This is a genomic window from Sporosarcina sp. E16_3 (assembly GCF_017347125.1).
Lineage (GTDB): Bacteria > Bacillota > Bacilli > Bacillales_A > Planococcaceae > Sporosarcina.
In genome coordinates this window covers 121,614-138,244 of sequence record NZ_JADPRX010000005.1, presented here as the reverse complement: position 1 = coordinate 138,244, position 16,631 = coordinate 121,614, and the positions used below count along the sequence as shown (strand labels likewise).

At 40.8% G+C, this 16,631-nt stretch carries 14 protein-coding genes and 1 pseudogene; 4 read left to right on the top strand and 11 right to left on the bottom strand.

Annotated elements, in window-relative coordinates:
* The 3 genes from I2483_RS05975 to I2483_RS05965 form a co-directional block, all read left to right on the top strand.
* Positions 1-798: helix-turn-helix domain-containing protein (locus tag I2483_RS05975; protein WP_255550282.1), on the top strand; the 798-nt coding region annotated here is incomplete at its 5' end.
* A gap of 378 nt (positions 799-1,176) precedes the next feature.
* On the top strand, positions 1,177-1,335 hold the full coding sequence (locus I2483_RS05970; protein ID WP_207174409.1) for a hypothetical protein: 159 nt from the start codon (positions 1,177-1,179) through the stop codon (positions 1,333-1,335).
* A gap of 377 nt (positions 1,336-1,712) precedes the next feature.
* Complete coding sequence (locus I2483_RS05965) at positions 1,713-2,141, top strand: restriction endonuclease (RefSeq protein ID WP_207174407.1); 429 nt, start codon at positions 1,713-1,715, stop codon at positions 2,139-2,141.
* Positions 2,142-2,281: 140 nt separating this feature from the next.
* Here the strand turns inward: I2483_RS05965 and I2483_RS05960 are convergent, their stop codons facing one another.
* Together I2483_RS05960 and I2483_RS05955 are read right to left on the bottom strand one after the other, a co-directional pair.
* Entirely contained in the window at positions 2,282-3,268 is a 987-nt protein-coding gene (locus I2483_RS05960; RefSeq protein WP_207174406.1) for a lysozyme inhibitor LprI family protein, read from the bottom strand.
* 397 nt (positions 3,269-3,665) lie between these two features.
* Positions 3,666-3,905 carry a hypothetical protein gene (locus I2483_RS05955; protein ID WP_207174404.1) on the bottom strand — a complete coding sequence of 80 codons (240 nt, stop codon included), beginning with the start codon at positions 3,903-3,905 and terminating at the stop codon, positions 3,666-3,668.
* 267 nt (positions 3,906-4,172) lie between these two features.
* Between I2483_RS05955 and I2483_RS05950 the strand changes: the two genes are divergently transcribed.
* Entirely contained in the window at positions 4,173-5,078 is a 906-nt protein-coding gene (locus I2483_RS05950; protein ID WP_207174403.1) for an endonuclease, read from the top strand.
* 333 nt (positions 5,079-5,411) lie between these two features.
* Here I2483_RS05950 and I2483_RS05945 read toward each other — a convergent pair.
* The 9 genes and pseudogenes from I2483_RS05945 to I2483_RS05900 all read right to left on the bottom strand — a co-directional run.
* Positions 5,412-5,525: pseudogene (locus tag I2483_RS05945) on the bottom strand (flagellin); the annotation flags it as partial.
* A 345-nt stretch (positions 5,526-5,870) separates the two neighbouring features.
* Complete coding sequence (locus I2483_RS19565; protein ID WP_275955983.1) at positions 5,871-7,937, bottom strand: flagellin N-terminal helical domain-containing protein; 2,067 nt, start codon at positions 7,935-7,937, stop codon at positions 5,871-5,873.
* Positions 7,938-8,177: 240 nt separating this feature from the next.
* On the bottom strand, positions 8,178-8,399 hold the full coding sequence (gene csrA / locus I2483_RS05930; RefSeq protein WP_207174402.1) for a carbon storage regulator CsrA: 222 nt from the start codon (positions 8,397-8,399) through the stop codon (positions 8,178-8,180).
* A 4-nt stretch (positions 8,400-8,403) separates the two neighbouring features.
* Positions 8,404-8,847, bottom strand: coding sequence for a flagellar assembly protein FliW (gene fliW / locus I2483_RS05925; RefSeq protein ID WP_207174400.1), 444 nt, complete (start codon positions 8,845-8,847; stop codon positions 8,404-8,406).
* Between the two features lie 170 nt (positions 8,848-9,017).
* Positions 9,018-9,572: a DUF6470 family protein gene (locus I2483_RS05920; protein WP_207174398.1), complete on the bottom strand. Its 555-nt coding sequence runs from the start codon at positions 9,570-9,572 to the stop codon at positions 9,018-9,020.
* A 70-nt stretch (positions 9,573-9,642) separates the two neighbouring features.
* Positions 9,643-10,494 (bottom strand): flagellar hook-associated protein FlgL, encoded by an 852-nt coding sequence (gene flgL / locus I2483_RS05915; protein WP_207174396.1) that lies wholly within the window; start codon positions 10,492-10,494, stop codon positions 9,643-9,645.
* A 19-nt stretch (positions 10,495-10,513) separates the two neighbouring features.
* Positions 10,514-12,034 (bottom strand): flagellar hook-associated protein FlgK, encoded by a 1,521-nt coding sequence (gene flgK / locus I2483_RS05910; RefSeq protein WP_255550281.1) that lies wholly within the window; start codon positions 12,032-12,034, stop codon positions 10,514-10,516.
* Positions 12,035-12,198: 164 nt separating this feature from the next.
* A complete protein-coding gene (locus I2483_RS05905; RefSeq protein WP_207174392.1) occupies positions 12,199-13,356 on the bottom strand; it encodes an RNA-guided endonuclease InsQ/TnpB family protein in 1,158 nt (385 codons plus the stop codon).
* A 1,126-nt stretch (positions 13,357-14,482) separates the two neighbouring features.
* On the bottom strand, positions 14,483-16,060 hold the full coding sequence (locus I2483_RS05900; RefSeq protein WP_207174390.1) for a glycoside hydrolase family 10-like protein: 1,578 nt from the start codon (positions 16,058-16,060) through the stop codon (positions 14,483-14,485).
* Positions 16,061-16,631 lie beyond the last annotated feature (571 nt).

Here is a 16,631-nt window from a genome sequence, read left to right as displayed (position 1 = left end):
ATATTCTTTATGACAACTTACCTTTCTGAGTACGCACACTTCACAAACAAACACGATCAAGACGCCGCGACAAGACAACACATACTAGCGAATCGTGATGCTATGAACCAAACTGAGCGGGCTGTTCTTGATATGATCCGTCGCTACTCCGTCAAATACGGCGCTGCACATTTGAAACACGAAACCATCGAAAAGGCCATCAAGAAATCCAACGCGACTGTACGACGCGCAATTCGCAAATTAGAAAAGCTAGGAATTATCGAACGCATTCACTATATCCGCCCTGTCATGAGCGGTCTAGGCGCTAACATTTACGTCATAAAACCTACTAATGACCAGTCGAAATTGAACACCCCGAAGGATGACGAAAAGCCTTCTGCCAGTGAGGCGGAACCCGCTAAACCGCAAACTGAAGCTTTTCTTTCTAAAGCGATAAATACTAAAGACCTTAAAAGAACGTCTCCTGTAGAAATGTTGCCTACAACGCTTTTCGGTAAAATGAAAACGCTTCTTTCTTCAACAATTGGTGAAAGTAAATTAGCACGTAACTTTTACGGCGTCTACCGGAAACAGTCCCCTCCAATTTTAAAATTCAACATTCACAAAGACAAAGGGGAGCTTTTAGAGCAATTAGCGATACAGGCACTTCGTATTTCGATTCAAACAACCAAATCAAAAAAAGTCCGGAATCTGCCCGGCTATTATTCAGGCGTTTTGCGTGAACTGATTGGAAAAGCTTTATTTAGCGACGCTTTCATGGATTTTGCCGTGCCAGTTGAGGGGTTTTTCTATCGATGAAATTATTGTGTGTGTGCCTATGCAACAGAAAACAACCAAAAATTCATACAAAGCTGCACTGACAATCGGTGCAATATGTGCCATCAACAACGGCAAAATCATCCCAAGAGGAAGTGCAAATTGCACCCTCTAGAGAAGGCAAAATGCACCTAGCAATAACCAAAGAGTATAAGAGTATTAAAAAAAAGAACTTGTCGAGAACGATCTCGACGTTGTGTCTGTCATTGATTATTTGAATGACAAAACCTGCATGCAATTTAAAGCGTCTTCGAAGGCGACTACACGATTGGTGAAAGGGTGTTTCAGTGAAGGGTAAACAATGGCGGATTGCAAAAAGGTCATTGACAAGAAGGCTAAGAATTAGCTGGATGATTTACATTGGCAGAAGTATTAACGTCCTTCGACGAAAACTATTCGGAAGAATCGAGGGTCAGTGACTTGCCTGAAAGCAGTCCACCAAAGCCGCTTGAATTAGACTGTAGCGAAGTGGTGGTGTTACGGATGACGGGTCATGAGCAGATTGAAAAAAGTGTGTAGTGAACCGTACCTGTGAATGTCACAATAAAATTCCGCATATCTGTGCAAGGAGCTATTCAGCAAATTCGCATCAATTGCATAATAAAAGTAGAATCAGATATTCGTGTGAGAATCTAAACAATCACTTTTCTATGCTGTCTCTTCCTGTCACAATGACAAAATCATTATAATCCAAAACAGAAAGTGAATTGAATTCCTTTGCAGATGGAAAGAATAATGCAAATGAGTGTCGAAGGGGCTTAGATGATATGAACAGCGAAGAAAAGGTTTACGAGACATTGTCTTTAGGCATTTATCACCGGTTTAAAGAGGAAGACATACAAGAAAAGCGTAAGTGGAAAAAGGCTGGTATCCTTCCTAAAACGTAGTACCCACTATTGTTTGAAACCTTTGTAGCTAACGTCATGGAAAACGTGCTGAGGGGAAGAGCGAAGGTCACTCCGTCGTCGGGTGACTTTGGTGTCGACATCGTTCATACCCTTCCAAACCGTGACATTTATCTTGCACAGGTCAAATGCTACAAACCGGAGAATAATATAGAGTTTGATCCTTTGGCTGTATTGCACTCCAATCTCGTGACGCGTAATGCACAAGGAGCCTATTTCGTTACAACCAGCAACTATTCACCACAAGCTAAAAGTTTTGCGGCAGAACAAGGGATTGAATTGATTAACGGCTATGACCTATCGCAGTATTGGTTAGGCGTCAAAATGGGTTGGATTGACACCCATCTCAAAGGGCTAATGGATCATCTTTTAAATGGTTGGGACTGGATGTATGAAAGAATATCCAAGCTCTTTCAGTGATGATGAGAAGTTCCCGATGTGGGATTGAATGTGTCGGTGCCTTTGAGCCAAAGCAAGTGACCACTTAGACAACCCTAGTGTTTTTTCAGAATTACTCGGGATCGTGAGAAATTTGTTCAATTTTAATTGGCGCCTACTATTCACCTCATATACTCTTCCACCAACTCATAGCAACGTTCCTCCGTCAGAGTTGCCATGGTGCCTATGTAGGCAAGGGGTTCTGCGCTACCACCTGCAAATTTGGCGCCTTCTGCGTTTGCGGTACGGTCTCGGTAGGCGATCCATGAACGTTGTTTTTCCCGGAGGGCGTTCATTTCACTTTCGGAGAGCTGGGTTTTTAGGACTCCGTAAATCTCATTGAGTGCATCGTCCCAGCGTTCGTATCTCTCGGATTCTGCTTCAATCAAGTCTGAGGTGACACCGTCTTTGATTAGATAATCAAGATCCGACAAGCTTGCTTCGATTTGGTGAAGTTTTTGAAAATACTTATCTCGTTTACCAGGGGGTGTCTGTCTTTTCTTTTCAGCGACAGCTTGTTGCTTCTTCTTTTCAGCTTGAACGCGTTCTTGCTCAGCAGCAGCGGAAGCATCTAACTGTTTTTTCAACTGGACTGCGACATCCTGCTCTAGGCTCGCAAGCTCGGCAGAAAAATGGTCGAGCATTGCCTTCTTCTCTTCATCTAGCTTTAACTTAGCTATCGCCGCCTGTGCTGCTTTAACATCTCCTCCATCAACAGTTTTCTTAATTTCTGCGAGTTGGTTTGCAATCGCATTGAATAACGCCCGTTCTCCCTCAACTTCTTCAACGATACTCTCAAGCTCCTTGCGAAGACCAGTCACTAAATCATCCGAGTTTAAGAGTTCGCGTGCTTTCTCTTCGGCATCTACCCAATTACCTTGTTCTACGTCACGCTTCACTTCTAATACCTCATTCACATCTTTGTAGTACTGGTTTGCGGTATCATCACTCGGCTTTTCATCTTTGGCAAGTTCAAACGACCCCAACGCTTTTTGAAATTCTCCGTTGGCAAGCGCCAGCTTTCCTTGCTCCATTGCTTTGTCATACATCCCGTTAGCACATCCGACCAGCAAGCCGACTAACACTAAAGTTGCACCCAACCTTCTCATAAGCCACTCCCACTCGTTTTCTGTTCACAATATGCCATATACTCTATATAGTATGTAATCGTTCTTTGATACTCATTGGTTGTATTCTTATAATGCTCATGAATCTGTCGTAGCATCTGATCCGTGACAGCTCGTTCACCGCTATAGATATTGTATCTTTGCAGATTGAGGAGACGGCTATTGTACTGCTTTGCAGAACGATCCTTGATCTGCCGTTCACCTGGTTTGACTATGTGTCTGAATTTCAGGTATTCCATAAATTCCATCTGTCTTTCCCCCAGTGGATTCGTGATAAATAAAATATGTGTAGATTCTGCCGGCCCCTATCCCCCATAAGAAGTCAGCGCATGAAACTCTAGTATACAGGAGGTTTCACCTATAATGGAACAATAAGTAATTAGTGGAGTATTGGATATAGCTGTCGTTCCAGAGAAGTGAATTCATTCTTCAATGTATCCAGTTCACCATTCAACCTCTCAATTTCAATTGCTGAAAGTGTATGTGCTAAAGCATACTCAGCTATCCTTTTCATTTCATGCAATATAAGATTCATCTCATCCAAGATACGAACCTGTTCCACAGTCCATTGAAGTTGTTGTTCCAGGTGGTGCTTCTGATCTTGTTGTTCTTGATCCATCTTGTTTCCTCCTAGTTAGCAGCTACTTAGTAGATACTAAAAACCGGGATTTTTAGTAGCCTTATATAGCTAGATGTTTTACAGATTTCATTGGCACAGCCGATTTATCAGTATCGCGTTAGACGCTACCACCAAGGCAAAATAGTGCCTCTACCTTTTTATAGTGTACTACGTTCTATAACCTTTATATCGGTTCAATTATGAGTTATTGAATTAGTTATTTGATACAATGGGAATAAACGTTTGCAATCTAGTGGGGGTTACAGGATGAACGAATCAGGTAGGTTTCAAAATTATATCTGTGGTAAGTTGTTGGGCGACGGTTGCATTACGAAGCAGGAAGGTAGAAAACCTCGCTTTCAGTTTATGCATCGAACAGAGGACGTTGGATGGGCAGAATACTGCTATGATCACTTGAAAAACTTCATACCTCTATCTCCCCCTACCTATCGGAAAGTGATCGATTCGCGAATAAAAAAGGGCTATTCTGAAAGTTATATCGTGCAATCAAGGACGGATACAGTGATTACCGATTTGTATAAGCAGTGGTATCCAAGCGGGAAAAAAGTCCTTCCATTCGACTTTATCGAACAGCATTTAGATGAACGATCATTGGCGTGGTGGTATCAAGATGATGGTCATTTAAAAATAGTAAACGGAATTGTTAACAAAGTCATCTTATCGACTGATAGTTTTTCTTTCGAGGAAAATGAGTGGTTGATTCGATTGCTTTTTGATAAATTCAACCTGCGTTTTGTTATAGACGGACAAAACCGAATTCTACTCTATGACCAGTTTCAAATCATCTATTTTCTTCACCTTGTCTCACCCTGCTTGCATAAATCAATGAATAGAAAGGCTTTACCTATACAACCTATCCGACCGATTGCGAAACGTACTACAATTTACTTGCCGGAAAAGTTCAAATTAGTGAAGCCCACGTCTGAAATCAATTTAAAACTGGATAAGCTAGACACCTTGTTTGCCAATTCCAAGAAAGAGGTCTGTATCCATACTACTTTTTCAACATTCAATCCGTTATTATCGCATAAAGAAAACGCGAATAGTTACCAGATTATCATTGATGAAAAACATAGACAAACACTTGCAAGAATTCGACAGCAAACTGGGCTGACGATTAGTCAACTAACAAACTATTGCTTTAGTATCTAAAAAATGCGATCGAAAATTTCCTAGACCGCGTTTTGTTAAGCAGATTAATGTAGAAGTTGAAGTACGCCCGTGGTTGGTTGGTTTTTAGTTGGCTTGCTTTCCCACTACTTCTTTAGACTATTTCATCATCTTTAAGTTACCTGTAGGGACTGAGTGTTTGCTGCCTGTTCATGAAACTTTCATGTTAATTTCAGCAAACATGAAAGTTTCACGGAAGCAACAACTCAGAATTGTGTTTGAATTGTGTGGTGCACAGGCATCGTTTTTTTTCGGCTGGTTTTTATGTAAAAAGAGACTCTAGTATAACTAGAGTCTCCAATTTGATTAAAAATATTAACGAAGAAGTTGTAGAACTCCTTGTGGTTGTTGGTTCGCTTGAGCCAACATTGCTTGTGCTGCTTGACCAAGAATTGAATTCTTTGTTTGTTCCATCATTTCTTTCGCCATCGTGCGAAACATTTACTTTCATAAATGACTAGACTATATCTTCACCCTCTAATTTCTTAGTAGGGGTCGGGCACTTCGGATTCACAATGCTGATGTACATTGCTTCACCTACGGATTTCATCACCATAGCTTACGCCTTAGATGGTCTATCCTAGTCGTTGAACCTTCTCCACTCTTTCGAGACAGGAGCTTGGCTGCTGATTGCCCAATCTCGCTTCTTTTCAACCATTCACGCTTGCCGTTTCCAGCTACGTTGTAGGGAAGTGAGTTTTAGGGGTTTCCAGCAATTCACCCGATTATGATCCAAGCCGTTACCAGCCAGGACGACTGTGCTTATTCCTGCAATTAAGCAGCTTCAGCATAATCTACGTCACGGATACGAGATTCCGCAGCAGTTAGGTTTTCAGAAGATGTGTTTAAGTTGTTAATTGTGTGCTCTAAACGGTTTTGGTAAGCACCTAGTTTAGAACGTTCTCCAGATACATTTTGGATTGCGTTATCAAGAACTTTGATAGCCGCAGATGCAGATTCATTTGAAGATACATCTAAAGCATATTCAACTTCAGAACTGTCCGTTCCATTTGTAACGTCCTTAGTAGTTGTGTACTTAGCTCCTTCAACATCTTTGCTAGTTGCACCCGCAGAATCTCCAGTCAGACCTAAAGCATTAGAGCGCATATCTTTAACAGAAATGCCGAAGCTTTGACCTTGGTTTGCACCCACTTGGAAAATTTCTTCGAAGTCTTTTCCACCATCTTTAAATGCGTCAGTTCCAGCTTTACCTGTTGTTTCACCAGCTGTAACCCCGAATGCGGTTGCAGCGTCTGCAGCGTCTGTACCTGTTAAAATCACCTTAACATTATCAGTACCCACATCTTTTACTTTTAACTGAAGTTTTTGATCAGATGTACTGATGTTATCGTAAGAAACATCTACTAGATCGCCTAATTTTGTACCATCAGCAGCAGTAGCATTCTTTAGTGCATCAATAACAGCATCCTGGCCAGCACTTCCAAATACTAATAACTCATTTCCACTAGCGCCATAATTCTCTTGTAATGTTGAAGTATCAACTGTAAATGATTTTGAACCAACTGTAATGTTCATTTCAAATTCCTTACCACCAAGGTTCGAATTGGCAGAAGTTGCAGCCGCATTATACACTGAATTTGTCCCTTCATAAGCATCAGAAGTTGTTACAGTAGCATTTTTAGCAGCCAATGTTCCAGCAGTTTCAGCTGTAAATGTAACTTTATTTCCAACTGCTGCTGCAGTTGCACCAGTACCTGAGTTTGTAAAGTTTAGTGCGGCTACTTCAGCTGCAATATCAGAAGTGTTTTTGCCATTAATATCAATTACATCATCTGCACCCAATTTAGTTTTAGCATCAGTTGCATCAGCATAATTTCCTTTGCTGCTATCATAAAATGTAACGTTTTTATTAGCAACATTAAAAGTAGAGCCTTCTGTAGGAACTTTATTGAATGTTAAGTCATTGGATTGTGCAACCGCAGCTTTCCCGTCAACTCCATCAGTGGCTTTTACATCTAATACGTCACCAACACCAGTAGTAACTGCACCTGTAGAAGTAACTACTTCAGCGTTTTTCGAAGCACCTGCAGATGCAGGACCAGTAATAACAATTGCACCGTCACCATCTGTATCAAATGTATAATCTGCAAGTGGTGAACCAGCCTCAGCCTTAATCTCATTAAAAGCTGCAACAATTTTTAATGCTTGGGCATCAGCTGTAAGATCTGCAGCATGATCAATTGTAACCGAACCAGTTGTACCATTTGTCGCAGCAGGTACTCCTGGTGCACCACTAGCATAACCTACTGTAACTGTAGCTCCCATAAATGAAATTGTATTTCCGGTCGAATTTCCACTTACTATATCAAGTTTTCCAGTAGTCCATTCTGGCTTAACTGCATTTACAGCATCAGCTGCTGCAGTTCCAGCAACTGCAGTTGCTCCAACATCAGACTTACTATTGCTACCTGATAACAAATTCTTAGTATTAAATTCTGTTGTATTACCAATACGGTTAATTTCAGAAGTTAATTGGTTAATCTCTTTTTGAATTTCCGCACGGTTATCTTCAGTATTTGTTCCGTTAGCTGCTTGAGTAGCTAGCTCTTTCATTCTTTGAAGAATGTCATGAGTTTCATTTAAAGCGCCCTCAGCAGTTTGAATCATAGAAATTGCATCTTGTGAGTTTTTAGAAGCTTGGTCTAACCCGCGAATTTGTCCACGCATTTTCTCAGAAATTGCAAGTCCAGCTGCATCGTCCCCAGCACGGTTAATACGAAGACCAGAAGCCAATTTCTCCATTGATTTACTTTGTGCAGTTGAAGCACTGTTCAACTGACGGTGTGTGTTAAGTGCTGCGATGTTGTGATTAATTCTCATTATAATTTCCTCCTTGAATGTATGTTGCTCACATCCTTGTGAGCACATCTTTTTTTGCAACGAGAATACCGAGCCGGCCGGACCCCGTTTTCCTCGCTACAATACTATTATCGGACTGTCTTTTAGAATGTTTAATAGAAATGTTTATTTTTTAAAAAATGGGTGCCAGTTGCCGCCACAATTCGAATTTCATGAATTGTGGCGGCAACTGGCACCCGGGCTTGTGAACGGCCTTAAGGGCTATTTTTTCTCATTTTTAAGATAATCCATAAAACCGTCTATTTTAACCGCTTCTGTGTTCGACTCCGATACTTCTTTTATTAATTCTCCACGTAAAATAGTGACATTTTTGGGTGCGTTAATAGCAATTCGGACTTGGTCGCCTTTTATTTCACTGATGGTAATTTCGATTTGATCGCCAAGCCAAATAGATTCACCTTTTTTCCGAGATAATACGAGCATTCCGTCACCCCTTATCTTCCTGCATGCTGGCGTTCATCGAATACCTAATTGGATAGTCCGCGTTTTCCAGAATGTATTGTTTTGCTTTTTTTGATTTTGTATTGATGATGACGGGTGCTTTTAAATTCACGGTTGAAGCGTTGAATGGTTCTTTTACAGTAACAATTGTTAAGACGATTATATCTTCTTCGGATTCAATATTGAGAGCTTCTACTGACGATTCATTTAAATTGAACGTATAGTCGTTTGTGAATAAATAGGGATTAGCTGTTACAAAACCTACTACTTTTGAATTTGTGGACTGGAGAATCTGATAGACTTCGTTTCCTTCTATTGAGAGTAGTATAAAGTGCTTTTCATTTTCGAAGCCTGGTAACCCGTTTTCGAATGTGAGGATTTCTGATTCGGATGCTTCTACTTCTCCTAGGATTGTTGATTGGATTTTCATAAGTTCTTCTCCTTCATAGCGGGGAGTCTGGCACTGCCTCAATTAGGCCAACAGGATGTTGGTCACGCATTCGTTGCCGCAGGACGCGACGTACTTAGAATGCCTTCCTTATAGGACGCGATTGGTGTCAATGCCAGGCACCCGGGTATTCTTGGCACCTGATAAGCTATTTATATTTTCCAATCAATCTGAATCGATGGTCTTTGAAGCAACTCTGCCGTTACTTTCCCAGGTGTATATGTATGCATCGGCTTATTCGCTTTACTATTATTAATCACTTTTTGTGGCTCCACTCGAATATCAACACTGCCAGGTTCAAACGAAACTTTGACACTGCCATAGGACGGGATGAACTTGATACTTAGACTACTATACGGTTGTCTAAATGCTCTTTCAGCAAATGACTGCATCGGATTGCCGCCGTTTTCAATCTTCATAAGTTCAAGTCCGTCTTCAGCACGGCGTGCGATTCCATTGAATGCTTCAGAACGGGCATACTGGGCGACTTCTTCTGTACGGCTGGCGGCACTTTTTAAGTCAATGTCGGCTCGTGCTTGTGTTGTGTCTATGGATAGTCTCGACTTTGTTGTATTGATTGTCATTTCTGCTTTTGGCTGTCGAATATCAAGTGTTGCAGCTGGTTGCTCAATTTCTTGGACAGGTCTTCGAATAGTCAAACCTAATTGCGCTTTTGTTGTCGTCACTTGAAGTTGTGGGATGTTCAATGTTATCACCTTCTAAAGAAAGCGTTTGGAGGTTGTCCAAACGCTTTCAGGGATTTGTATGGGTTTCCGCTTAACGTAAGAAATCTACAAGTGATGGCTGGATAATACGTGACCCAACTGAAAGTGCTGCGCGATGGATTGATTCTTGTGTCAGCATATCAGTGATGGCTTTTTCGTAGTCGATGTCTTCGTTTTCAGACATTTGTTTTTTTGCCGATGCTTCTTGAGAGTCCAGGCGATTACTCATCATTTCCACTCGATTTTGGCGTGCACCGATGTCTGCGCGCGTCGTTAGTACTTTGTCCATATTGGCATCGATATCTGCAATTGCAGCGCTGAAGTCTGTGTTGCCATTAAACTTGCTGAACATATCATCAATACCTTTAAAAAGAGCTGCTGCATCCGTATTGATGTTCATTGTAACTCCATCGAACACTTCGATATCTACAGACTTTTTAAATGCGTCATCATCTGTATATCCATTGTCAAAAAGCGGAGTAGATGTCTTTGTCCCACTGAATAGATACTTATCTCCAACTTTAGTATTCGCCAAGTCTTGAATATGGTTACGCAATTGATCAAGTTCACTTTGTATCTTTTCTTTGTCTTCAGGAGTCAGTGTTCCATTCGCTGCACTTGTCACTAGTTCCTTCGCACGGTGCATGGCCTGTCCAACCTTATCAAGCGCATCGTCTGAACTATCTAGGTAGTTGTTGGCTTCTCCTAAGTTACGTTGGAATTGAGCGACTTTATCGACCTGCATCCGATAGCCCATCCCTTTCATAACGACGACGGGATCATCGGAAGGTCGATTCACTTTTTTTCCTGTGTCTAATTGATTTTGTAGCTTGCCCATTTTATTATAGCTCGAGGAAAGGTTCCGGAGCATATTGTTAGATAACATTGATTGTGTTACGCGCATTTAGATGATTGCTCCTCTCTTACATTCCGGCTCGGCCCATACCGTTGATGATTTTGTCGAGTGTTTCGTCGACAACAGTAATCATACGTGCGGATGCGTTATAGGCTTGCTGGTATCTGATCATATCTGTCATTTCTTCATCGAGTGAGACGGAGCTTATGGATGCACGGCGATGTTCAACGGCTCCAAGTAAATTCATTGAATTGGATGTGAGTCGATTGGCATGCTGCCCGTTGACGCCTAGTTGTCCGATGACACCTTGGAAATAGTCACGGATGGTTGAATTTCCGAGGCCAGGTAATCCTGTTAATTGAACATCAGCAAGTTTTTTTGCGTTTTTCCCGTTCCCCACTTCAGCTTTTATGGAATCTGATGCAGCAAGTAAATTCGGATCTTTTACCAGACTGTCAGACACTTGAATATTTCCAGCTGTAAATGGTCCGCCACCTTTTGCATCAAAGAAATTTCCGCCCTTTACTCCATTAATATCGGTTCCTTCTGAATGAACTTTATTCATTTGATCCCCGAATGCTGCCGCCATTTTAGTTAACTCGGCGAGCATTTCCGGATAAAGTCCTTTACCATCTGTCGTTCCATATGAATTCATCAATGATTTCATTTTTCCTGTATCGGAAAACTCGCTAAAAAGATACTCAGCCGTTTGACCTGGTGCGGCGATTTTAAATCCTTTAATTGCTATATTTTCATTAGTAGTAGTAGTAGGTAATGAAGACGGATCCGTAGAAAGCGTCGCTGACGTGTTTCCTTCGACGAGTGTCACTTTAGAACCGTCTTTCATTCTCATCGATACGGTTACCGAACCTTCGGCGGAAGCAAGCGCACGTCCACCCGACTCTTCGTAGCTCGTTTCTATCGGGAAAACTACCGCTAACTCGTCCAGAAGTATATCGCGTGCATCATACAGATCATTCGGAGTATAACCGTTCGGTTCGATTTGCCGAATTTGGCCATTTAACGCTGATAGTTGCTTAAGTATAGAATTGACTTGGCTTGTCGTGACGCTGATTTCTTTCCCTAGGTTTGTTTGGATCTCCGTCAATGATTTGTGCATGTAATTGAATGAGTCAGCAACCGCGACACCGCGCTCGACGACTACTGCACGAGCACCGCCATTTTCAGGGTTGACGGCAAGGTCTTGCAGGGATTGCCAGAATTCACTAAGTGTTTTTTGAAGACCGTATGCAGAAGGTTCGTTCATGACGTCTTCCATCTGTGAAATTGCACTCGATCTTGATTCCCAATAGCCAAGACTGTTGGATTCCTGTCTGTATTGCTGGTCCACGAAGCCGTCGCGAATTCGTTGAATGGAACCGGCTTGGACACCTGTTCCGAGGAACCCGGGCATTGTACCGGCGGTAAGTCCCGTGCCCGGGAATCCACCCGTTGCTTCCATATTGACACGCTGGCGTGAGTAGCCAAGTGTGTTGGCGTTACTGATGTTATGTCCTGTTGTATAGAGCGCGGATTGCTGCGTGAATAGGCCGCGTTTACTTGTTTCAAGTCCCATGAATGTAGACATTAGTTGACCTGCTACTAAAAACATAGAAAAACGTGTAAGTTCTTCTACGCTAGACTGTTTCCTGCTTCTTCGTACCCCGCCTCGCCATTTGCCCGCTACTACGGTTGGTTTAGTACTCCACAGGCGTAAATTCGGATGTAGCCCACCCTATCGATACACGGTTTTCACTCTGTTACAACCGTGTATTCTTTCGTATATTTTAGATTTAAACTGGCATTGAAATCCCGATCTATTTCCAACCCGCAATTTCCACAGGAGAAAACGCGATCAGCAAGTGACAAGTCCACATTTTTCTCACCACAGCTCGAACAGCGTTTCGAAGAGGGGAACCAGCGATCAACGAGCCGAATCTCAATTCCGATTTCTAAACACTTCGCGATGAGCCATTCCCTAAACTGCCTAAAGTTTTGTTGGCCAATTGCACGGGATAAATGGCGGTTTTTCATCATGCCTTTGATGTTCAAATCTTCGATGGCGATAAATACTGGTTTGGTTTTCACCAGTACGCTCACGACAAATCGAATATACTCTTTTCTACTATTTGCGAGTCTAGCGTGCAATTTTTGAACAACCAACAGTTGTTTTTGCCTGTTTTTAGCGCAGAATTCACCTCGCTTCCGATTTTTATTTTGTTCATAACTTCTACTCAGTTTCCGTTGTTGCCGTTTCAAGCGCTTTTCCATCTTGATGATTCCTTCTAGCTTGTTAATACTTCCAAAAACAAGGTGATTACTGCAAACCGCGAACTCTTTAAGACCAAGGTCTACGCCGATTCCGTCCGTTTCACTCATGTATTCTGCTTTCCTTTTTTCAACGTCGCATAAAACAGCGATAAAATAGCGACCCGCCTTTTGTGAAAGTGTACAATTTATGACTGTTCCATTTGTTGGAATATAACCAAATTCCTTTAATCGCACCCATCCAAACGTTGGGATTTTAATTCGATGACGCTCGACGATTAAGTCTGTTGCATTATTTTTCGGAAAATAAGCTTTCACATCTTGATTTTTCTTCTTTTTGTGGCACGGAAACTTGGCCAAACCATTAAAAAAGTTCTTGTAAGCTTGATCCCCATTCATAATCGCCTGTTTAACGGCTTTACTTGAAACCTCTTTAATCCATGAATCTGTTTGTTTCGTATGAACATTGTTTAGCCATTTTGAAAAAGCAAAACCGGATAAATGATTCTTCGTTTCTTTGTAGTGATTTTGTGCTATTTCAAGGTATAGGTTATATACATACCGGCAAACGCCGATTGTTTGATTGGCTTTTTGTTGTTGGGAAGTGGTGAAATGAACTTCAGTTTTATATGCCTTTTTCAAAACAAGCATCCCCTTTTATGTTCTTTCAATGACCGTTCCAACTCCATCGACAATCTTTACCCTATTTAACGCACAGATAACCGTTGAAAAGCTTCTAAACTACTAGATCTTTTACTATATTTTTATACAATCTTCACTATTTTTGATAACAGTAGTCCACTCCTTTTGATAAAAAGGTAATCAGTATTTAATGTTATGTAAATCATCTTTCAATGTATTACGTAAATTCTTCATTAAACTAATAAATACCACTAGAATAACGAACTGTCAAAGAAATCCAATATATACCGATATCCGCATAGACCATTAAACCCAAACAAAATGGCATTCCATTTTATCAAGTACTAATTATCTGCTATTCGTTCATATGACTCTATTAAACTGATACTTATACAGTGACAAATCTGTTTTCCTCCCCTTTAACACTACTTTAGATTCATTTTACAACTTTGAGGATTTTGTAAAATATCTCGATATAAAGATACTTGATTTAAAGGTATTTTTATGTTAATAATTGGAGTCCTATATATTGGCGGCTGTTCGTTGGTTAGTTGGACACTTTCGAAGATTGGTTGGAGGCTTTACTGAGTTCGTTGGACACTTCTAGGGGTTCATTGAAGACCTCACTGATTTCTATTGTTCGGATCTACTTAATCATGGACAGAAAAAGGTGTTCAGTTGAGAGATAAACTCTTCACTGAACACCTTTTTTGTTGTTGGATTTAGCTTGGGTGTACTACCTGTAACCTCTAAATAATAAGCAGCAGGCATTATTAAGGTACCTGGCCCTGATAGAGATACAATTTCTTCTATAAATTGAAATGAAAAATCCTTTCAAATCCGCTTCTGCTTCCCCTTGTAAAGCACCTATGCTTAATTAATACAGGTATTCATATATTCAACATTTGTATATATTCAGTACTACTTATTTAGAATTAACTAGGCGGTATACCTTTCCAGTATAACGAACAAATCTAGCGCAGGAGCGACAAGTGTGAGCCGAAGCAATAAGATCGACAGTGATCTTCTGACGGGCTTATTGCGTGAGGCCATCACCAAGCGACTAAGCGGCGTTGGAAGAACATTCTTTTTGTTAAGTGCCGACTATATAGTTACCCAATTTTCGTTATTTACCTAAACGGCCAAACTCTTCAAACGTCACAACATATGCATTCTCACTCTCAACGCCAGTGGCTGACACGGAAGTAATTCCATATGTATAATATTTGTTGCGGTTAGCTGTCTTGTCTATAAATACTGTATTTCCTTTCGTATTATAGACAACATCTACAATGTTGAGTGGATTATCATACGATCCCACTTCGTTTCCTTCAAAACGATAGATCACATATTTCCTCGGTTGTTTAGTCGATTGATCCTTGATGATTAACTTCGTTCCAGCTATATCCTTATTAGCTTGTACCCATGTTGGCTCTGCTGGAAGGGCTGCGTCGTTCCAAGATGTTGCCGGCGTTAAAGCTGTATAATTGTATAGTTGTTGCTTCAGGACTGTTGCATAGCCCAGCGGATTTTTTTGTATGCTCTTTAACGAAAAGTGCATTTGACCCATAGCTACTTGGTTTGCTCTGTTCGCAATGACTTGATTGGGTAATTCCATTTTATTTTTCCATGCTTTATCTGCGTCAACGCCGACTTTATAATCAGCTAGACCAAGATAGAGATTCACGGGATGCACATCAGCATACATTTCTACTTCATCACTCCACCAATTTAATAGCGTTGAATACCTAGCTATTGACAATGTGTTAGACCAATAGATTTGTGGCGTAATATAATCTATGCTGCCGTCTTTAATCCATTGCCTAGTATCTGCATATAAGTCATCATAATTCGTTACACCAGCTCGCGTGCTGCTTCCAGTAGGATCCATCGACTGATTGCGCCACACCCCAAATGGTGAAATTCCAAATTGCACATATGGTTTGGTCGTTTTAATCGTTGAATCTATTTTCTTCACAAGTTGATTGACATTATCTCTGCGCCAATCGTCCACTTTTTTGAATGAAGCTCCATATTTCTTGAATGCAGCTTTATCAGGAAATACTTCATTTTTAATTTTATAAGGATAAAAATAATCATCCATATGAACCGCATCAATATCATATTTAGCTACTAATTCTTTGACTGTAGAGATTAGATAATTTTGTACTTCAGGAAGTCCAGGATTTAAATAGTATTGCTTACCATATTTAACTACCCAGCTAGGATTTGTGCGCGCTACATTACTAGGCGCAAGGCTTGCTAACGTTTGACCCGGCATTGTTACGCGGTAAGGGTTGATCCATGCATGTAGCTCCATGCCACGTTTGTGCGCTTCGTTAATCATTATTAGTAAAGGATCATAACCAGGGCTTTTCCCTTGTTTCCCCCCAGTTATATAGGAAGACCATGGCGCCAACTTTGAAGGATAGAAAGCATCATTTGTTGGTTTTACTTGATAAATAACTGTATTGAATTTATTGGCTTTCAGCTGATCCAATGTTTTCTGTACCCAAGCGGTATATTGAGCTACATTCATGCCAGGTTTCACATCCACGTTCTGAACGGTTGCGATCCAAGCTGCACGCATCTCATTCTTAGGAGGCGTCACGCTTGCCCCTTTAACTTGTAAAGGGAGTAGTGAAATAAGTAATACGAGTGTCATAGCTACTGAAAATGTCGCTTTAAAGAGATGTTTATTCATTACAAATAACTTCCTTCCATTCTAATCTACTTAATAGCAACTTTTGGTTCAATAAAGATCGTTTCCCGTCCAGCAATTGTGGTAGTGATTGCTTTTTTGAACCCTTTACGTGCTTCTTTGCCTCAATCATATCATGAATTGGTGCTTGCTTTAGCTATTGAAAGTATTTTCCCTCTTGCAAACTATACACTATCAGGGTAATACCAGATATGAAAATTCGATTTCACAAGACTTCGCTAAACCAGTTGATGGTCATGGTATACAAGTTGAATTTAAGTACTTATCCTTCATTCCAAGGTATTTTCCGACATAGTAATGACTATCGATCATGTTGTGACCGCCACACGTTATTTACGCAACTAAAATAAATACATATGTATCCCTTTCTCCACTTTACAGACAACATTGGCAAAACAACGATATATGAACGATATAAAACCTATTCGCTTTTGGCAGATTAGTCAGGAGACTGGGCTATTATCAACATCGACATTACCGATACTTCGAAAAACTAAAAATTCCCCATTCACTTATATAAATGGGGATTTTTTTATTGGGCACCGGGATTCTG

Excerpts from the sequence above, each read along its gene's own strand:
- flgL (WP_207174396.1), bottom strand. The coding sequence starts at position 10,494 with ATGCGCGTAACACAATCAATGTTATCTAACAATATGCTCCGGAACCTT.
- flgK (WP_255550281.1), bottom strand. The coding sequence starts at position 12,034 with ATGTCTACATTCATGGGACTTGAAACAAGTAAACGCGGCCTATTCACG.
- I2483_RS05955 (WP_207174404.1), bottom strand. The coding sequence starts at position 3,905 with ATGGATCAAGAACAACAAGATCAGAAGCACCACCTGGAACAACAACTT.
- I2483_RS05960 (WP_207174406.1), bottom strand. The coding sequence starts at position 3,268 with ATGAGAAGGTTGGGTGCAACTTTAGTGTTAGTCGGCTTGCTGGTCGGA.
- I2483_RS05900 (WP_207174390.1), bottom strand. The coding sequence starts at position 16,060 with ATGAATAAACATCTCTTTAAAGCGACATTTTCAGTAGCTATGACACTC.
- csrA (WP_207174402.1), bottom strand. The coding sequence starts at position 8,399 with ATGCTCGTATTATCTCGGAAAAAAGGTGAATCTATTTGGCTTGGCGAT.
- fliW (WP_207174400.1), bottom strand. The coding sequence starts at position 8,847 with ATGAAAATCCAATCAACAATCCTAGGAGAAGTAGAAGCATCCGAATCA.
- I2483_RS05950 (WP_207174403.1), top strand. The coding sequence starts at position 4,173 with ATGAACGAATCAGGTAGGTTTCAAAATTATATCTGTGGTAAGTTGTTG.
- I2483_RS19565 (WP_275955983.1), bottom strand. The coding sequence starts at position 7,937 with ATGAGAATTAATCACAACATCGCAGCACTTAACACACACCGTCAGTTG.